12 protein-coding genes are annotated in these 17,478 nt (G+C 73.1%); 9 read left to right on the top strand and 3 right to left on the bottom strand.

The features are described 5' to 3' along the window. Nucleotides 1–46: 46 nt before the first annotated feature. The 4 genes from AB0B33_RS40520 to AB0B33_RS40505 all read left to right on the top strand — a co-directional run bounded on the left by AB0B33_RS40520 (nt 47) and on the right by AB0B33_RS40505 (nt 10,212). The gene (locus tag AB0B33_RS40520; RefSeq protein ID WP_360781978.1) at nt 47–3,982 is read left to right on the top strand and encodes a hypothetical protein; all 3,936 of its coding nucleotides are present in this window, start codon (nt 47–49) and stop codon (nt 3,980–3,982) included. 7 nt (nt 3,983–3,989) lie between these two features. Next, nucleotides 3,990–6,266, top strand: a complete 2,277-nt coding sequence (locus AB0B33_RS40515; protein ID WP_360781976.1) for a hypothetical protein — start codon at nt 3,990–3,992, stop codon at nt 6,264–6,266. A gap of 103 nt (nt 6,267–6,369) precedes the next feature. Continuing rightward, on the top strand, nt 6,370–9,171 hold the full coding sequence (locus tag AB0B33_RS40510; protein WP_360781974.1) for an AAA family ATPase: 2,802 nt from the start codon (nt 6,370–6,372) through the stop codon (nt 9,169–9,171). Between the two features lie 291 nt (nt 9,172–9,462). Further along, nucleotides 9,463–10,212, top strand: coding sequence for a hypothetical protein (locus AB0B33_RS40505; protein WP_360781972.1), 750 nt, complete (start codon nt 9,463–9,465; stop codon nt 10,210–10,212). 38 nt (nt 10,213–10,250) lie between these two features. Here AB0B33_RS40505 and AB0B33_RS40500 read toward each other — a convergent pair whose 3' ends face one another. Next, nucleotides 10,251–10,727, bottom strand: a complete 477-nt coding sequence (locus tag AB0B33_RS40500; RefSeq protein WP_360781970.1) for a hypothetical protein — start codon at nt 10,725–10,727, stop codon at nt 10,251–10,253. Between the two features lie 23 nt (nt 10,728–10,750). Beyond that, nucleotides 10,751–12,160: an amidohydrolase family protein gene (locus AB0B33_RS40495; RefSeq protein ID WP_360781967.1), complete on the bottom strand. Its 1,410-nt coding sequence runs from the start codon at nt 12,158–12,160 to the stop codon at nt 10,751–10,753. 134 nt (nt 12,161–12,294) lie between these two features. Between AB0B33_RS40495 and AB0B33_RS40490 the strand changes: the two genes are divergently transcribed. The 5 genes from AB0B33_RS40490 (at nt 12,295) to AB0B33_RS40470 (ending at nt 16,938) form a co-directional block, all read left to right on the top strand. Then, nucleotides 12,295–13,104, top strand: a complete 810-nt coding sequence (locus tag AB0B33_RS40490; protein WP_360781965.1) for an IclR family transcriptional regulator C-terminal domain-containing protein — start codon at nt 12,295–12,297, stop codon at nt 13,102–13,104. A 67-nt stretch (nt 13,105–13,171) separates the two neighbouring features. Further along, nucleotides 13,172–14,329: a CaiB/BaiF CoA-transferase family protein gene (locus tag AB0B33_RS40485; protein ID WP_360781963.1), complete on the top strand. Its 1,158-nt coding sequence runs from the start codon at nt 13,172–13,174 to the stop codon at nt 14,327–14,329. Continuing rightward, nucleotides 14,322–15,113, top strand: a complete 792-nt coding sequence (locus AB0B33_RS40480; RefSeq protein ID WP_360781961.1) for a citryl-CoA lyase — start codon at nt 14,322–14,324, stop codon at nt 15,111–15,113. The genes AB0B33_RS40485 and AB0B33_RS40480 overlap by 8 nt, the downstream gene beginning before the upstream one ends. A gap of 11 nt (nt 15,114–15,124) precedes the next feature. Continuing rightward, on the top strand, nt 15,125–15,985 hold the full coding sequence (locus tag AB0B33_RS40475) for a dioxygenase (protein ID WP_360781959.1): 861 nt from the start codon (nt 15,125–15,127) through the stop codon (nt 15,983–15,985). Beyond that, the gene (locus AB0B33_RS40470; protein WP_360781957.1) at nt 15,982–16,938 is read left to right on the top strand and encodes a zinc-binding alcohol dehydrogenase family protein; all 957 of its coding nucleotides are present in this window, start codon (nt 15,982–15,984) and stop codon (nt 16,936–16,938) included. The genes AB0B33_RS40475 and AB0B33_RS40470 overlap by 4 nt, the downstream gene beginning before the upstream one ends. On the opposite strand, the gene AB0B33_RS40465 is transcribed toward AB0B33_RS40470, so the two are convergent. Further along, nucleotides 16,927–17,469: a carboxymuconolactone decarboxylase family protein gene (locus AB0B33_RS40465; RefSeq protein WP_247023295.1), complete on the bottom strand. Its 543-nt coding sequence runs from the start codon at nt 17,467–17,469 to the stop codon at nt 16,927–16,929. The genes AB0B33_RS40470 and AB0B33_RS40465 overlap by 12 nt on opposite strands. Nucleotides 17,470–17,478 lie beyond the last annotated feature (9 nt).

Raw genomic sequence — 17,478 nt, 5'->3', positions numbered from 1 at the left:
CGGTGCGGGCGGTGCCCGCGGCCGAGCCGTCGGGAGGGGAATGACGATGACGTCGAGCACGGACCGGGCCCAGCAGGACCACGGACGCCGGCACCACCACGACTACGTGGTGACCCGCATGGACACCTTCGGAAACTCGCCGCGGCCGATCCCGGCGCGCGTCACCATGGTCGAGGCCGCCGGGGAGGAACAGCTCTTCCTGGACCACCTGCCCGTCCCGCGGGACGCCTGGAGCTATGACGAGCACGACCGGGTGCTGACCTGGCAAGGCGCCTTCGGCGGTGGCCACCTGCGGCTGAGCCACGACGGGACCGGTGCGCACGGCGCCGTCGGGCCCGAGGACGACCTCTGCTCGGTGACAGCCGGGGCCCGGGCGCAGTTCTCCTGCGACGTCGCCCTCGACTGCGGGGCCACCTACGAGACGTCCGGTGGCGCGGTTGTCGGCCTGCTCTGGGACCCCGGGTCGACCGCCTGGAACTCCGCCCGCTGGGTCGCGAACCGACTGCTGCTGACCTACACCGTCACCCCCGGCGGGCCCCTCCAGCCGCCCACGTTCAGCTTCGAGTTCAAGGACGTCGAGACCGGTGCCCTCGCGTGGGACCCGGACGCCTTCGCCGCCGGAATCCAGCTCGGAGAGCGGGACGGTCGGCTCGTGTGGCGGCTGAGCTTCAAGTCCTCGGTCGCCCCGATGCGGGACAAGGGACCGCGCGAGGCCACCGGGCCGGACACCGTGTACCCGTGGTGGCTGGAAGCGGTGGAGGATTCGGCGGCGCTGGGCATCACCGGCGTCCTCGAGATCGACGGCGTCGCGCCCAAGGGCACGCTCGCGGGTTTCCGCGGGGTGCGTGCCGCGCCGGCGCTCAGCGGCTACTACCAGGCCGAGGCCGGGGCGGTGCCGTTCGGGGTCTTCGACGGCCGGCTGGTCATCGCCGGTGAGCCGGTCTCCGGCGCCGCCGTGCTCGGGGACGAGCTGGTGTGGCGTGACCTCGACCCGGAGCACCAGCGGCGCACCGGCCTGCCGGCCGAGGGGCGCCTGCGGGCCGACGGCGAATCGCTCGGTGCCGCGGTCCGGTTGAGCACCGAGGACGCCCTGGCGGCGATCTCGCTGCACCGGGACGTGCACCCGCAGCTGCACCGCATGGCCGTCGAGCAGTCCGCCGCCGCCAAGAACGACATCTACGGCCTGCTGGCGATGACGCCGTTCGGCAAGGACGAAACCGGCGCCTGGGGCGACGTCGTCCAGGCCGGGGTCAACGACAGCCTCAGCACCATCATGAACAGCTGCATCCCGGGCGACCTGTGGACCCGGCTGTTCCCCGGCGTGCCCCAGCCGGCCCTCACCGGCGACCTCGCCGAGGTGGCCGGCAGCGCGGTCACGGGCGTGGCCGAACCGGCCAAGTGGTACGAGTCGCTCGCGACCGCCGTGCTGACCTCCGGCCTGGCGAACGGCTCGGAAGACCACTGCCGCTACCTGAACGGCCCGCGCGTGGCGACCTGGCTGAAGACCCAGGTCGCCACGTCGCCGGTCTACCACGCGCACGGGCAGCGGCTGTTCGGCGTCGAATGGCAGAAGCGCTGGCCGATGACCGCCGGCTACCTGGCCGACCAGATCACCAACGCCAAGACCTACGAGGCCACGATCGACGCGGCGGTGAAGGCCGACATCACCGACATCAAGGCGAATGTCGTGGCCGACCCGGCCGCCACCGGCGACGTCCACGCCGAACTCATCGCCGATGTGCGCAACGCCGGGCAGTACGCGAAGACCAACAACCTCTACTGGGCGTTCGCCTTCTACACCTACAACGTGGCGCCGGGCATCCTCGCGAACATCTCGCTGCAGATGTCGGTCAACACCGGGGCCGGCGACGGCACCAGCCTGAGCCGGCTGTTCCAGCAGAACGTGGCCGTGCTGACCGCCCTGGACCCCTCCGGCTTCTTCGCGCAGCGGTACGTGAGCACGATCAACACCTTCCTGGCCACCAACATCCTGCCCAGCATGTTCGGGTTCCTCGGCGAGGCCACGAGCTTCGACCTCGTCAAGGAGTACCTGCAGGCGTTCGTCGACGGCAACGTGCACAACGAGGACGCGCAGATCGCCGAGGCCGCCCGGTCGATCGGCGCCGTCCTGCAGGAGGAGAACGCCGACCGCCTGCTGCACGACTCGATCGACGCGCTGCTGGCGATCTCCGGCACCGTGCAGGACACCCTGGCGCTGCCCTACATCGCCGGCGAATGGCTGACGTGGTTTTCCGGCAAGTTCCCGAGGCTGACGTCGGTCGGGCAGCTGTTCGGGTCGGCCCTGATCGGCGGGATCACCGGGCTGGCCGTGTTCAACCTGTTCAGCGCCTTCAAGAGCTGGGACGAGCTGAGCAAGACCCAGCGGGCCACCCTCGTGATCAACACCGTCCAGCTGGGGCTGCAGATCGTCTCGGCGGTGGTCAAGCGGGGCGTCCGCATCTACGCGATCTTCAACGTCAACGGGATGACGAAACTCCAGCGGTACGCGGCCGTGCAGAACATCATCATGAAGGGCGAGACCGCACAGCTGGACCGGGGGCTGCTGAAGATCGGCAACTCGACGGCCCGGTGGATCGGGGACCTCGAAGGCACCGTCGGCAAGCTGGCCACCGGCGGCGATGCCAACCTCACGGCCGTCATCGTCACCGAAACGACCGCCACGGCCGAAGAGGCCTCGCTCGTGTCGAAGGTGTTCGGGGCGAACCTCGACGAGTTCGTCGCGACCCGGATCGGACCCCTCTTCATCCTGGCCGGGATCGCCGTGAGCATCGTGCACCTGGCCGAGGGGGAATCCGGTCTCGCGCTCGCTTCGGACGTCCTCAACATCGTCAGCGGGTCGCTGATGCTGTTCGCGATGGTGGGCGAGTGGCTGATCGCCGCGGGCACGGTCGCGGAAGCGGGGGTGCTCGCGACGATGTTCGCGTTCGCCGGCCCGCTGGCGATCCTCGCCGCGCTCGCCGGCGTCGGCCTGATGCTCTACGAACTGTTCAAGCAGGTACCCGACGAGATCGAGAACTTCGTCAACGACCACGCGGCGCCGGCGGGATTCCGGGTCAGGGACAAGAAGGGCAGCCTCGACTACGCCGTTCCGTACCGGAACCCGGACCGGGGCAACCTGCTGATGGTCGGCAGCACCCTGACCGTGGACGGCGACGTGGTGCAGGCGAACCCGGACGGCACGATCCGGTACGGCGCCGGCACTTCGCTGCCCGACTGCGTGTGGCAGGTGACCACCGACGCGTTCGGGTTGAGCACCATCTTCACCGTGCTGCGGCCCGACCCCGCGAAGCCACCGGTCGTGCGCTACCTGAGCCTGATGGACGACCGGTCGGTCTCGTTCCAGCCGAAGATGCCCCGCCCCGACGAGCTCCAGGACCTGTCGCCGGTCGTGGTGGTGAGCCAGACCTGGGTCGGTCAGCCGTGGGGATCCCCCCGGCTGACCGGGGACGAGAAGTTCCTCGGCTCGCTCGACATCAAGCTGGTGGCCGTGACGGCCGACGGCGACGGCCGCTACCAGCCCGCGATGGGGAAGACCTTCCTGTGGCTGGCGCGCCGGGAAAGCGGGCTCGTGGTGACCGACCAGCTCACGCCGTCGCACGACGTCATCCCCACCCCGGGATCGGTCTTCACCCTCACCATGGCGGGGATGGCCCCCAACTTCATGACCATGCCCGACCTGACCTTCCCGCCCGGCAGCACGCCGTCGGAGCAGCAGACCTTCGGTCCGGGGTTCGCGGTCCTGCCGAGCACGCCGATGAAGTTCCGCCACGGCGGTGACCCGCTGCCGGAGTTCCTCCGGTTCGACGACAAGACCGGCGCCATCAAGCCCAACGGCAAGCCGGCGGCCGCCGAGTCGCGGACCCGCAGCAGCATCACGGCGAGCAACCCATGCGGGGGCACGTCGACGTCCTTCGACGTCGTCGTCGGGACGCCGGCCACCGTGCTCACCCCGGCCGGCTGAGGCGACGATGAATTCCCAGCAGCAGCTGCAGGCCCGGTTGACCGGGTTCGTCACCGGTGCCGCACCGCAGCCGGCGTCCGGATTGCTGCCGGACCTGCGGTTGCTGCTGGAGTCGCTGCCCGGCTACGGCCACCCGGAAGCCGAAGCGGCCCACCGCGGTGCGCTGAGCGCGGTGCTCCAGCTCGCACTGCCCAACGAGCGGATCGCGCCCCAGCCGGCCGAGAACGGCTCGGGCTACTACATCTCCTATTCGTACGAAGGCCCGTTCGCCGGGTACGCGGACGCGTTCTTCCCGAAGCGGGTGGTGACCGCCGTCGCGACGGCAGTCACCACCGCGGTGCGGTCCCGCGGGCTCGGCCAGCCGTGGTGGCGGGCGTACGCACTGGCCGTGCTCACCGACGCCGCCCGCCGGGCCGCGGGGATCCCGCTGGACACGGGCAAGCTGGCCGGGGAACTGGCGGCCATGGACAGCCAGTTCCGGCCTGCGCTGACCGCGAGCTACCTCGTGGCCGTGCAGACCGCCTACGAGCCGACGGCGTCGGCGCTGCGGGCCCTGACGGCCGCCGGGCAGCTCGCCGAGGCCCGCGCGCAGCTCGTTCGCCTGCTGGCCGACGACACCCTGGTCGCGAACTTCAACGGCGCCATCGGCACCGGCGGCGACAGCACGAACGCGGCGGTGTGGTTCCTGTACACCCTCTGGGTGGTCCTCGCGGCCCTGGCGTGCCCGGACGTCGACGCCGAGATCCGGGCGCTGCGGGCCCGGGGGCTGATCGTGCCGGGCGAGGTCGCCGAGGGGAACTGGTGGAACGGCGGCTACACCACCTGGTACCGGCCGCTTTCCGGGGCGGACGTCGAGCCGGCGACGGCGGGGACCCTGACCGCAGGCCTCCCGGAGCTGGTGACGTCGTCGTACGCGTCCAAGCCGCCGATGCCCCCGGTGCGCGAACACCAGGGGGTGACGAACGGCTATTCGCTCAGCCTGTGCCTGTGGGGTCCGCTCGCCCGGTACCGGCCGCAGCCGAGCAGCTGCCTCGGCGCGGGCACCGGCGTGCTGATGGCCGACGGCTCGGTGAAGCCGATCGAAGACGTCCGGATCGGGGACGAGGTGCGATCCGGCGGCGGCACCGGAACGGTCGTGCTGGCCGAGCGGCCCGCCCGGCTCGGCCGGCCGCTGTACTCGGTGAACGGGCTGAACGTCTTCGCGACTTCCGGGCACCCGTTCCGCGCGGCCGACGGCCCCGGACCCCGGCGGCGCGCGGTCGACCCGTGGAACCTCGCGGACGCCGTGCCGACGATGATCGCCGACGGCATCGGCTCGCTCGCCGTCGGAGCCGAGCTGGCCGCCTCCGGCGGCGAACCGGTGACCGTCCGGGAGGTGACGGCGCACGAACCGGCCCCGGACCGGCCGGACGAGCTGGTCCACGACGTCGTGGTCGCCACCGGGGACCGCGGGCACGCCGCCTACTACGTCGGTGGCCCGGGCACGTTCGTCGCCGTCGACGCCGAGTCGGCGGATCCCTTCCACGACGTCGCCGCCACTCTCGCCGTGGTCGCGGCGATGGACCGCGCGCTGGACGACGTCCGCGAACAGGTCGCCGATCCGCACGCGGACCTGCTCGACATCCTGGGGCGCCTCGACCTGTCCGGGATCGGTGAGGCGGCCCGGGCGGCCGACGGCGCCGAACGTCCGGAGATCCCCGGCCCCGGGTACTACCTGCGCGACGGCGAATGGGACCCGCACGCGTCCGCGCTCGAGACGGAGCTGGTCCGCCGCTACGGCCGGCTGTTCCGGCGGAACTGCGCGACGGGCTGGCGTCCGGACGCCGATCCCGAGGGGCCGTTCACCCTGTGCCTGCACGACGTCGAACTGCTCGGAGACGTCCCGGCGGTCGCCGTGCTGGACGTCGAGCTGCGCGTGCGCGGCGACGCCGAGGACGTCGTCCGGCGGGTGACGGCGCCGGCCACGCGAAAGCGGCCGGGCTGGCACTTCGCGCCGGACACCGACGTCGAGTTCGGGCCACTCCTCCCCTCGGCTGCCTTGCTCGGCTCCCTCCACGCCGACGGCGAACTGCTCGGCCGGTTCGGCATGCCGTTGTCCGCCACGGGCCACGGCGAGCACTTCGTGTTCGGCGACGGCGGAACGGTGCTCGGCCGGGTCGCCCTCGGGCGGCACGGCGCCGGGACGGCGGACCGCCCCGCCCAGTCCGCCGCCAGGGCCATGGCGGTGGCCGCGGGACGGCACGTCGGCGAGCTGCTGGCGAGCCGGGTGCGAGCGCGTCGATGAGTTCGGAAGCTCCGCCGGCCGACTGCCGACTGCTAGGGTGAAAATCCCTGCCTGACCACGAAACGCGTGGGTCCGGGCGGCCGCAGATCGGAGTGGGTCTCCGGTGACGGAGCTCGTCGAACGGGACGCCGAAGTACGTGCACTGGCAAGGTCGCTCGCCCGCCTCGGTGCCGGCCAGGGCGGGGTGGTCGTCCTCGACGGTGGCGCCGGCGCGGGGAAGACGGCGCTGCTGAAGGAAGTTCGCCGGCTGGCGGTGGACCGGGGGTGCACGGTGCTGTCCGCGCGCGCCGCGGAACTCGAGCGCGAGTTCGCATTCGGGGTGGTGCGCCAGCTCTTCGAGCCCGTGCTCCCCGCGGCGGGACCCGAGCGCGCCCGGCTGTTCGGCGGTGCGGCGGGGAACGCCGAAGGCCTCTTCGGCGCCGCGGACCAGACCATCGCCCCGGGCGCGTCGTACGCGGTGCTGAACGGCTTGTACTGGCTGCTGGTCACCTTGGCCGAGCGGGCCACGCCGGTCCTGCTGGTGGACGACGTGCACTGGGCCGATCTCCCTTCCCTCCGGTTCCTGGGTTTCCTGGCCCGCCGGCTCGACTCCTGCGCCGCGCTGGTGGTGGTCACGACGAGGTCCGCCGACCATGGCGAAGACGGGCTGGCCGACGACCTCCTCGCCACGGACGAGCTGACGCTCCTGCGTCCCCGGAACCTGAGCGGCCGCGCGGTCGCGGAGCTGGTCCGCCGCGAGCTGGGCCCGGACGCGCACGAGGAGTTCTGCGCCGCCTGCCACGCCCTCACCGGCGGGAACCCGCTCTTCGTCCGGGAACTGCTGCGCGTCCTGGCCACCGACGGCGTCCGGCCCACCGCCGAAGGAGCCGCCGCCGTCGCCGCGGCCGGTCCTGACGCGATCCGGTGGTACGTGACGGCACGGTTGCGCCGGCAACCCCTGCCGGTGCGCGCGGTGGCCCGGGCCGTCGCGGTGCTGGGCGACGACGCGGCGCTCGCCGAGGTGGCCGGGCTGGCCGGCGTGCCGGCGCCGGAGGTGGTCGCCGCCGCGCGCCGCCTGACGCGTGAAGGGATCTTCGACCGGGCCGATCCGCCCGCTTTCGTCCACGCGGTCGTGCGCGACGTCGCGCACGCGTTGATCCCGGTGCCGGAACTCGGGCAGGAGCACGAACGGGCCGCGCAGGTGCTGCTCGAGGCGGGCCGGCCGGTCACCCGGGTCGCCGCCCACCTGCTGCGGACCACGCCGGCCGGGGTGCCCGGCCGCGTCGGGCTGCTGGCGGCCGCGGCCGACCAGGCCTTCCGGCACGGGGCGCCGGAGAACGCGGCGGTGTTCCTCGACCGGGCACGCGCCGAACCACCGCCGCCGGCGCAGCGCGCGGAGGTGAGCCGGCAGCTGGGCAACTGCCGCGCGCACCACCTGGCCCTCGCCGAAGCCGACGGCCACCTCCGGGAAGCGCTGGCCCTGGCCGACGGCGGCCGGCAACGAGCCTTGTGCGCGTACAGCTACGCCCGGTTCCGCAACGCCTGCGGTGAGCCCCGGGAGGCGGTTCCGCTGCTCGTGCGGGCCTTGGCGGACCTGGCCGGCGCCGACGATCCCGGGCTGGTGCTGGAGGTCGAGGCGGAGCTCATCGGGATGGCACGGGCCGACCTGGGCGGGCGGGCGGAACTGCTACACCGGCTGGACTCCTTCGGCCGCCGGACCGGCCGGCCGCAGGCGGTCCTGGACTCCCAAGCGGCCTTGGAGGCCGTGCTCGCCGGCCGCCCGGTCGGCGAGGCGCTGGCCTTCGCCAGGTCCGCACTGGCGGGCGAGGTGCTGACGCCTGAGCGGTGCGGGCTCTGGGCGGCGGTGCACACCCTGCTGGTGACCGATCAGCTCGACGAGGCCGACCGGCGGATGCAGCGGGCGCTGGACACCGCCGTGGACCGCGGTCTGCTGCTGCCGATGGGCATCGTCCGCGGCTACCTGGCCCGGATCGCGTTCCTCCGCGGCGACCTGGCGCAGGCGGCCGAGCACCTCGAGCTCGGTACGGCGGCCGCGCCACCACCGAACATCGGCCTGCCACTGCTGGAGGCGACCGCGGCCGACGTGCACCTCGAGCACGACCGGACCTCGGACGCCGCGGCCGTGCTCGCGGCCGGGGTACTCGGCGGCGACCGTTCACCGCACTCCTCGGCGCACCTGTGGCTGCTGGGTTCACGGACCCGGCTCCGGCTGGCGCAGGGAGACCACGTCCGCGCGCTGGCCGACGCCGCGCTCTGCCGGGAGTCGTACGAGCGGTGGGGTGCCGGCGAGCTGTGGGACGTGCCGTGGCGGTTGCTGGCGGCCCGGGCCCACCTGCTGGCCGAGCGGCCCGCCGAGGCCTCGGCGCTGATCGGCGAGCAGCTCCGGCTCGCCCGTGGCTTCGCCGTTCCGCGTCACATCGCGGTCGCGCTCCGCGCCTCGGCCCGGCTGGCCGGGCCCGCGGACGCGCGCCGTTACCTCGAGGAGGCCGTCGAGCTGCTGCGCACCGGACCAGGCCGGCTGGAGCACGCGCACACACTGGCCGAACTCGGGCAGCTGCACATGCGCGGCGGCGACCGGAGCACGGCCCGCGCGACCATCCGGCGTGCCGCCGAGCTGGCCCTGGAGTGCCAGGCGCACCCGCTGGCCGACCGGTTGACGGCCGGTCTCACGACGAAAGGCGGCCGTCCGCCGCGGCTGCGCGTCACGGGTGTCAGCGCGTTGACCCCGTCGGAGCGCCGGGTCGCCCAGCTGGCGGCCGATGCGCTGACCAACCGCCAGATCGCCGAACGGCTGTACGTCACGGAGAAGACGGTCGAGGCGCACCTGAGCCGCGCGTTCCGGAAACTCGACGTCCGATCCCGCATCCAGCTCGTCAGCCGGCTCAGCACCGGACCTCGTTCGTGACGTCGGCGCCTCGACCGTTTCTCGGTCCATTTCGAAGATAAACACCGAGCCACCTGAGCGAGTGATTTCACGCCATTCACGATGTCCGATTCCCCGCGCACGTCCTATGCTCGTCCGACGCCTTCCCGCCGTTGTCCTCCGCTCGGCGGTTCCTGCGCACCGATCGGGTATTCGCGCAGTTCAACCCGGCCAAAGCGTCGGTAGTGTCCTTTCCGGACAGATGTGCTGCCCCGGCGGCCGGGGCCCCGAAAGCGCCCGGTCGCCGTACCCGGAAAGGAACCCCGAGAAATCATGTCCACATTGCGACGACTGGCGCTCGCCGGCGCATTCGCGCTGCCGCTTTCCCTCGTGATCGCCGGTCCTTCGAGTGCGCACCCGCTCGACTGGCCGCACGATTCCTGGAGTGCCGAAAGCTCGGCCACCTGGGCCGGCATCGGTGGTGCGGGCACGACCGAGACCGAGGAGGGCTCCGACTGGTGGGGTCACCACTGGTCGGAGACCGACACCGCCGTCGCCGGGATCGGCGGGGCCGCCGTGATCCACGGTGAGACGTCCGGCACCGACGAGGACGACTGGTCGGACGACGACGACTGGGCCGACGACGAGACGCCGGCCGTGGTCCACCACGACTCGCACCCGGTAGCGCACCAGGAGTCCCACCCGGCCACGCACCACCCGGCGGCGCACCACGCCTCCCACCCCGTCGCGCACCACCCGGACCCCGAGCCGGAGGCGCCCGCCGCCGACGTCAGCTACGCGACCGAGACGCAGTCGGCCGACATGGACGGGGCCACCTCCTCGCACGTCGCCAGCCACGCCGGTGACCACCACGCCGCCTACGAGGCGGAGAACCTGTCGGCCGGGCCGGACGGTGCCGTGTCGGAGGGCGTCCACGCCCTCGCCGTGCCGCAGTACGCCGCCTACGCCAACTGGTACGCGGCCGCCGGTGACGAAGGGGCGGTCGTGCACTCGGTGTCGTCGGTCGCCGACGCCACCGACGACTACGGCTACCACCACCACCGCGACAGCGACCGCGGCTGAACCGCCGGGCCGGGTCCGCGAGGGCGGACCCGGCCCGCTCAGCCCAGCAGGGCCAGCACCGCGGCCGACTTCTCGGCGTCGAGGAACCGCAGGCCCATGAAGTTGTCGCCGGTGGTGAAGCCGGGCAGCGCCCAGATCGCTTCGTACGGGACGTCGACCACCCGGTAGCGGCGCAGGCTGTAGACGTTGCTCCACACGCACTTGCCGGGATCGGGCCGCCACAGCCGCCGGGCGAACGCCGGGTCGCGGAAGCTGTGCCCGACCTCCGCGGCCGCGCGCACGTGCTTGCCCCCGGTGAGCAGGACGACGTCGCCGGTCCGCACGGTGGCCATCCGCTTGTCGTGCTTCTCGGCGGCGCCCCAGAAGCGGGCGCGGCCGTCCGGGTGGAGCTCTTCCAGCCGCGTCCGGGCTTGGGCGGGGGCGTCGCGGAACGGGACCGGCCGGTCGAGGGTGGCCGCACCGTAGCGGCGGGCTTCCGGGGTGCCGTAGGACGGCTGGATGAACACCTGGACCACGCGGGCACCGTACCCGCGACGGCTCAGCCGCCGTGGGTGGTGTCGCTCTGGTAGGTCGTGTACGTGTACGGGTTGTCCAGGATCTTCGTCTCCGGGACGTCCGGGTTCATCCCCTGCCGCCACGCCTCCTCCCCCAGCTGGGACCGCAGGTGCTCGACCGTCGCCTCCACCCGCCGGCGCAGGGCCGGGAGGTCCACGCCCACCAGGCGGCCGTCGCGCTTCACGACGCGGCCGTCGACCAGGACCGTGTGGACGTCGCCGCGCTGGGCCTGGAACGCCACGTGGCCGTACGGGTTGAGCAAGGGGAACGACGCCGGCGAGTGGTCGTTCTTCAGCAGGACCACGTCGGCCTTCTTGCCGACCTCCAGCGTGCCCAGGTCCGAACGCCCCAATGCGGCCGCGCCGCCTCGGGTGGCCCAGTCCACCACCTGCTCCGCGCGCAGGGCCGCGTGCGTCACCGTTTCGCCCTTCGCGTGGGCTTCCAGGTGCTCGCGGGAACGGTCGGCGCCCAGGGTCGCGCGCATCGCGGAGAACAGGTCGCCGCTCCACCAGACCGACGTGTCCATCGACAGCGACACCGGGATGCCGTGCTGGCGCAGGGCCCAGGTGGGCGGGTAGCCCTGCCCGGCGCTCTGCTCGCTTTCCGTCGACACCGACACCGAGCCGCCGGTCGCGGCGATGCGGTGGTAGGAGTCCGCCGACAGCGACGCGCCGTGGACGTAGACCGTCTCCGGGGTCATGAACCCGTTGTCGTGCATCAGCCGGATGCCGTCGTCGCCGGTCGCGCCCCACACGCCCGCGTGCGTGGTGACCGGGACGCCGAGCTCGCGCGCCACCTCGAACGCCGGTTTCTCGGGGAACGCCGGGTCGCCGGTGACGTCGAACGCGAGCTGGAAGCCGAGGTCGCCGCCGGTGCGGCGGGCGACGAAGTCGCGGAACTCGGGCGTGCCGGTCCACGTCGCCGGTGCGTCCTGGATGTTGCCGTAGGCCAGCACGAACCGGCCGGGCACGGCTTCGAGCGCGTCGGCCGCCGCGTCGGCGTGCTGGGTGGTCTGCAGGCCGTGTGACCAGTCCACTGTGGTCGTGACGCCCGCTTCGAGCGCTTCCCACGCGCCGAGCAGGTTGCCCGCGTAGATGTCCTCGGGGCGGAACACCTTGCCCCATTCGAGGTAGTACCAGACGAAGTACTGCGTGAGGGTCCAGTCGGCGCCGTAGCCGCGCATGACCGTCTGCCAGAGGTGCCGGTGGGTGTCGATCATCCCCGGCATGACCAGCCCGCCGGTCGCGTCGATCTCCTCGGTGCCCGCGGGGACCTCCACCGCGGGGCCGATGGCGGCGATCCGGTCGCCGGTGACGAGGACGTCTTCGCCGGGCAGCACCCGGTGGGCGTCGGCCAGCACCGTCCCACCCCGCAGGACGATCGATCCGCTCATCACGGCCTCCAGTTGCGTACACTCGTCCGCCAGACGGACATCGGGTGGGTGCCGCCACTTTCGTCCAGTGCCGAGCCGGTGTCAATGCCCGCCGCTACGCTGCGGTCAGGACCATCGGAGAGGGAGGTGGCGCCATGCCACGCGAGGGAACCGGTCCCGACTTCATCGAGGCACTGGCCCGCGGGCTCGAGGTGATCACGGCGTTCCGGCCGGGCCGCCCGGCGATGACGCTCGCCGAGGTCGCCGCGGCCGCCGGCCTGGCCCGCCCGACCGCCCGGCGGATCCTGCTCACCCTGGCGGAGCTCGGCTACGTCCGCACCGACGGGCGCGACTACGCGCTCACCCCGCGCGTGCTCGACCTCGGCGTCGCCTACGTCCGCTCGACCGGCCTGTGGGACGTCGCCCGCCCGCACCTGGAACGCCTGGTCGCGCGCACCGACGAATCGTGCTCGATCGCCCAGCTCGACGGCTCCGACATCGTCTACGTCGCCCGGGTCGCGGTGCCGAAGATCGTCGCGCTCACCGTGCAGATCGGCACCCGCTTCCCGGCGCTGCCGACGTCGCTGGGCAAGGTCCAGCTCGCCGCGCTGCCGCCGGACGAGCTGGAGGCGGTGCTGGCCGAGCCGACCCGGTCCGGGCTGGTCCCGCGGTGGCGGCCCGAGCGCGCCGAACGCGACGCCGAGCTGCGCGAGGTCCGGGCGCGGGGCTGGGCGCTGACCGACGAGCAGCTCGCGCCGGGTATCCGGTCGGTGGCCGCGCCGCTGCGCGACGGCTCCGGCCGGGTGATCGCCGGGGTGAACGTCAACTGCCACGCCGCGGAGACCCCGGTCGAGAAGCTGCTGGAGCACCACCTGCCGCTGCTGCTGCAGACCGCCGGGGAGATCAGCGCGGACTTCGCGCGCCTGGACGCCGTCCCGCACGTCACCGTCCCCGCCGCGCCTTGACCGCGCTCCCGCACCGGAGCAGACTGCGGACACTAGTCCGTCAGACGGACAGATGCGGAGGCGTTGCGTGGATCGACCCGAGGGCCCGCTGTCCGGGCTGCTGGTCGCGGACTTCTCGCGGGTGCTCGCCGGCCCGTACGCCACGATGCTGCTGGCCGATCTGGGCGCCGACGTCGTCAAGGTCGAAGGACCGCAGGGCGACGAGACGCGCACGTGGATGCCGCCGGTGCGCGGGGACGTCTCCACCTACTACCTCGGCGTCAACCGCGGGAAGCGCTCCCTCGCGCTGGACCTGCGCGACGAAGCCGACGCCGCCCTCGGCCGCGAGCTGGCCACCCGCGCGGACGTGGTGATCGAGAACTTCAAGCCGGGCGGGCTGGCCAAGTACGGCCTGGACTACGACACCGTCAAAGCGGCCAACCCCGCCACCGTCTACGCCTCGATCAGCGGGTTCGGCTCGGGCGAAGGCAAGCACGTGCCCGGCTACGACCTGATGGTGCAGGCGATCTCGGGGCTGATGAGCCTGACCGGCGATCCGGACGGCCCGCCGTACCGGGCGGGGATCTCGGTGTTCGACGTGATGGCCGGCAACCACGCGGTGATCGGCATCCTCGCCGCGCTCCGCCACCGCGACGCGACCGGCGAGGGGCAGCACGTCGAGGTCAACCTGCTGTCCTCGGCGCTGACCGGGCTGGTCAACCACAGTTCCGCCTACGCCGCGGGCGGGGTGGTCCCGTTCCGGATGGGCAACGCCCACCCCAGCGTCTTCCCCTACGAGCCACTGCCCACCGCGGACGCCGACCTGATCGTCGCCGCGGCCAACGACGGGCAGTTCCGCCGGCTGTGCGAGGTCCTGGACCTGCCGGACGTCCCGAGCGATCCGCGGTTCGCCCGCAACGCCGACCGTACGAAGAACCGCGAAGAGCTCCGGCCACTGCTCGTCGAGCGGCTGAAAACCCGGGGCGCGGTGGACTGGTTCGAGGCGCTGACGAAGGTCGGTGTCCCGTGTGGACCGATCAACACCATCGACGGCGGGTTCGCGATGGCCGAACGGTTCGGGCTCGACCCCGTCGTCGAGGTCGGCGAAGGCGATCGCGCCGTCCCGACCACACGTCACCCGATCCGGTTCTCCGCGACGCCCGCCGCCTACCGGCTGCCACCGCCGGAGCTCGACGAACACGGCGCGGAGCTGCGCGCCTGGCTGACGGAGGACCGCGATGCCTGACCCGGTCTACGAAACGGCGCTGGGTTCGTCCACGAAGGACAAGATCACGCTGCTCGGCCAGGACCTCGCCGAGGACGTGATGGGCTCGGTCGGCTTCGGCGAGCTCGCCTTCTGGCTGGCGACGCAGCGACGTCCGTCCCCAGGGGAGACGCGGGTCTTCGAAGCGGTGCTGGCCGCGCTGGCCGACCACGGCTTCACCCCCACCGCGATCGTCACCCGGCTGACCTACCTGTCGGCGCCCGACTCGGTCCAGGGCGCGCTCGCCGCCGGGCTGCTGGGCGGCGGGTCGCGCTTCCTCGGCGTCACCGAGGACTGCGGCCGGTTCCTGCACGACGTGCTCACCGGCGCCGTCGCGCCCGCCGACGAAGCGGGCTGGGACGCGCTCGCGCTCGAGACGGTGGAAAAGCAGCGTGCGGCGAAGAAGTTCGTCCCCGGCCTCGGACACCACGTGCACAAGGCCGGCGACCCCCGCACCCGGCGGCTGTTCGCGATCGCCGACGAGGAGGGCCTGCGCGGCCCGCACCTGGAGCTCTTCGCCGCGATCGGGCGGGTGCACCCCCAGGTGCTGGGGAAGACGCTGCCGCTCAACGGCGCGGGCGTCTGCGGGGCCGCGCTCGCCGACCTCGGGCTGCCGCTGGAGCTGCTGCGCGGGTTCGCGCTGCTGGCCCGGACCGCCGGGCTGATCGGCCAGCTCGCCGAGGAACTGCGCCACCCCGTCGCCAACGACATCTTCCTGTCGGTCGACCTGAACAACCGGCCGGTGCCGCCGGACCCGGAACCCTGAGAGGACCGCCGATGCAGCTCGTCACCGAAGACAACATCACCGAGCTCGCCGCGGCGCGCTGGGCGAGCGCGCACGACCCGCGCACGGCGGAGCTGCTCTCCGCACTCGTGCGCCACCTGCACGCCTTCGCCCGCGAAGTGCGGCTGAGCGAGACCGAGTGGATGGCCGCGATGCGGTGGCTCACCGAAACCGGGCAGATCAGCGACGAGAAGCGGGAGGAGTTCATCCTCGCCTCCGACGTGCTCGGCCTGAGCATGCTGGTGGTGCAGATGAACCACGCCTTCGACGCGAAGGCGACCCCGGCCACGGTGCTGGGCCCGTTCCACATCGACGGCTCCCCGGAGAAGGAGTTCGGCGGCGACATGTCCGACGGCCTGCCCGGCACGCCGCTCTACGTCACCGGCACCGTCACCGGGCTGGACGGCTCCCCCGTCGCCGGCGCGGTCCTCGACGTCTGGCAGGCCGACGAGGAAGGCGCGTACGAGTCGCAGATCCCCGGCATCGACGAGGCCCGGCTGCGCGCGAAGTACACCAGCCGCGCCGACGGGGCCTACTGCCTGCGCACGATCGCGCCCAAGGGCTATTCGATCCCGATGGACGGCCCGGTCGGCGAGCTGATCGGCGGCACCGACATCAGCCACTTCCGGCCCGCCCACGTGCACTTCCTGATCAACGCGGCCGGCTACGAACCGCTGATCACGCACCTGTTCCAGGAAGGCGCCGAATACCTCGACAGCGACGTCGTGTTCGGCACCAAGCAGGAGCTGGTCGTCACCTTCGAACCGCGCGAGCCCGGGCCCACCCCCGACGGCGGGCACTGCGCCGAGCCGTGGCTCGAGGCCCGGTACGACTTCGTCCTGCAGCCCGTGTGATCGCCGCGGAGATCCGCGAGGCGGGCGAGCCACCCGTGGTGACCGACCGGCCGGAGCCCGAACCCGGCCCGGGCGGGGTCGCGGTCAGCGTCACCGCGGCCCCGATCACGCCGCTGGACCTGCTCTGCGCGTCCGGCACGTCCTACTTCGGGCGCCCGGCGACGCCCTACGTGCCGGGGGTGCAGGGGGTCGGGGTCCTGACGCGACCGGCGCCGATGCACCCGGCGGGCACGCCGGTCTGGTTCGCCACGGCCGCGGGCATGCTCCCCGGCGACGGCAGCATGGCCGAGCACGCCGTGGTGGCGTCCGCGGACGTGGTCGTCTTGCCGGCCGGGGCGGACCACGCGCTGGTGGCGGCGCTCGGGCTGTCGGCGGTGGCGGCGTGGCGATGCCTGACCGCGACCGGTGAGCTCGCCGCGGGTGAGACCGTGCTGGTGCTCGGGGCCGGCGGGGTCGTCGGCCAGTCGGCGGTGCAGCTGGCCCGGGTGGCCGGGGCCGGGCACGTCATCGCGTGCGCGCGCTCGGACGCGGCGCTGGAGGGGGCCCGGCGGCTCGGCGCGGACGCCACCGTGCGGCTCGAACCCGGCGACGACGTCGAGACCCTGGCCCGGCGGTTCGGCGCCGGGCCGCCGGTGGACCTCGTGCTCGATCCGGTGTGGGGGCTCCCGGCCGCGGCGGCGCTGCACGCGCTGCGCCCGGGCGGGCGCCTGGTCAACCTCGGCAGCTCGGCGGGTGAGCAGTGCCCGGTGTCCTCGGCCGTGCTGCGCAGCCGGTCGCTGCGCATCCGGGGGTACACGAACAACGAGCTGAGCGGCGACCAGCGCCGTGAGGCACTCCTGACGGTGGTGGGGCACGCGATGACCGGTGCCCTCACGGTCGACTACGCGCGCGTGGCGCTGCAGGACGCGGCCCGGGCGTGGACCCGCCCGGGCCGCGTGGTGCTAGTTCCCTAGGCCGGCGTAGCCGTCGGTGGCCAGGCGCTTGCCGATCTGGTCGTAGACGGCCTGGTCGTCGGGGGCGATCGTGCCGAGGCCGTCGACGTACCGGTTGAACAGGCAGAACGACGCCGCGATCAGCACGGTGTCGTGGATTTCGACGTCGGTGGCGCCCTCGGCGCGGGCGGCGGCGACGAGCTCGCCGGTGACCGCACGCCCGGTTTCGCGGACGGCGAGGGCGATCCACAGCAGTGCCTTGATCTTCGCCGAGACGGGGGCGTCGTCGATCCCGCCGCACGCGGCGTCGACCACCGCGCGGCCGCCTTCGAGGGTCTCGGCGGCCGCGGCGGCGTGGCTGCCGGTGCAGAAGCGGCACTCGTTGCCGTTGGACACGACGGCCGCGATCAGCTCGCGTTCGCCGACGGTGAGGGAGTTCGGCCCGCGCAGCAGCACCTCGGCCAGCTGCCCGAGCGGCGCCGCGGTCTCCGGCCGGTAGGCGAAGAGCGCGGAGATCCCGGGCAGGGCCGGGTCGAGCGGGATGTGCGGCATCGAGTCCTC

The sequence above is a fragment of the Amycolatopsis sp. NPDC049159 genome, from assembly GCF_040648295.1.
Taxonomy (GTDB): Bacteria; Actinomycetota; Actinomycetes; order Mycobacteriales; family Pseudonocardiaceae; genus Amycolatopsis; species Amycolatopsis pretoriensis_A.
Note: the sequence above shows the minus strand (reverse complement) of the source record. Positions and strands in the feature narration are given on the sequence as shown.

Coding starts and splice junctions, on each gene's coding strand:
- AB0B33_RS40520 (WP_360781978.1), top strand. CDS start 47: ATGACGTCGAGCACGGACCGGGCCCAGCAGGACCACGGACGCCGGCAC.
- AB0B33_RS40490 (WP_360781965.1), top strand. CDS start 12,295: ATGCCACGCGAGGGAACCGGTCCCGACTTCATCGAGGCACTGGCCCGC.
- AB0B33_RS40495 (WP_360781967.1), bottom strand. CDS start 12,160: ATGAGCGGATCGATCGTCCTGCGGGGTGGGACGGTGCTGGCCGACGCC.
- AB0B33_RS40475 (WP_360781959.1), top strand. CDS start 15,125: ATGCAGCTCGTCACCGAAGACAACATCACCGAGCTCGCCGCGGCGCGC.
- AB0B33_RS40480 (WP_360781961.1), top strand. CDS start 14,322: ATGCCTGACCCGGTCTACGAAACGGCGCTGGGTTCGTCCACGAAGGAC.
- AB0B33_RS40515 (WP_360781976.1), top strand. CDS start 3,990: ATGAATTCCCAGCAGCAGCTGCAGGCCCGGTTGACCGGGTTCGTCACC.
- AB0B33_RS40465 (WP_247023295.1), bottom strand. CDS start 17,469: ATGCCGCACATCCCGCTCGACCCGGCCCTGCCCGGGATCTCCGCGCTC.
- AB0B33_RS40505 (WP_360781972.1), top strand. CDS start 9,463: ATGTCCACATTGCGACGACTGGCGCTCGCCGGCGCATTCGCGCTGCCG.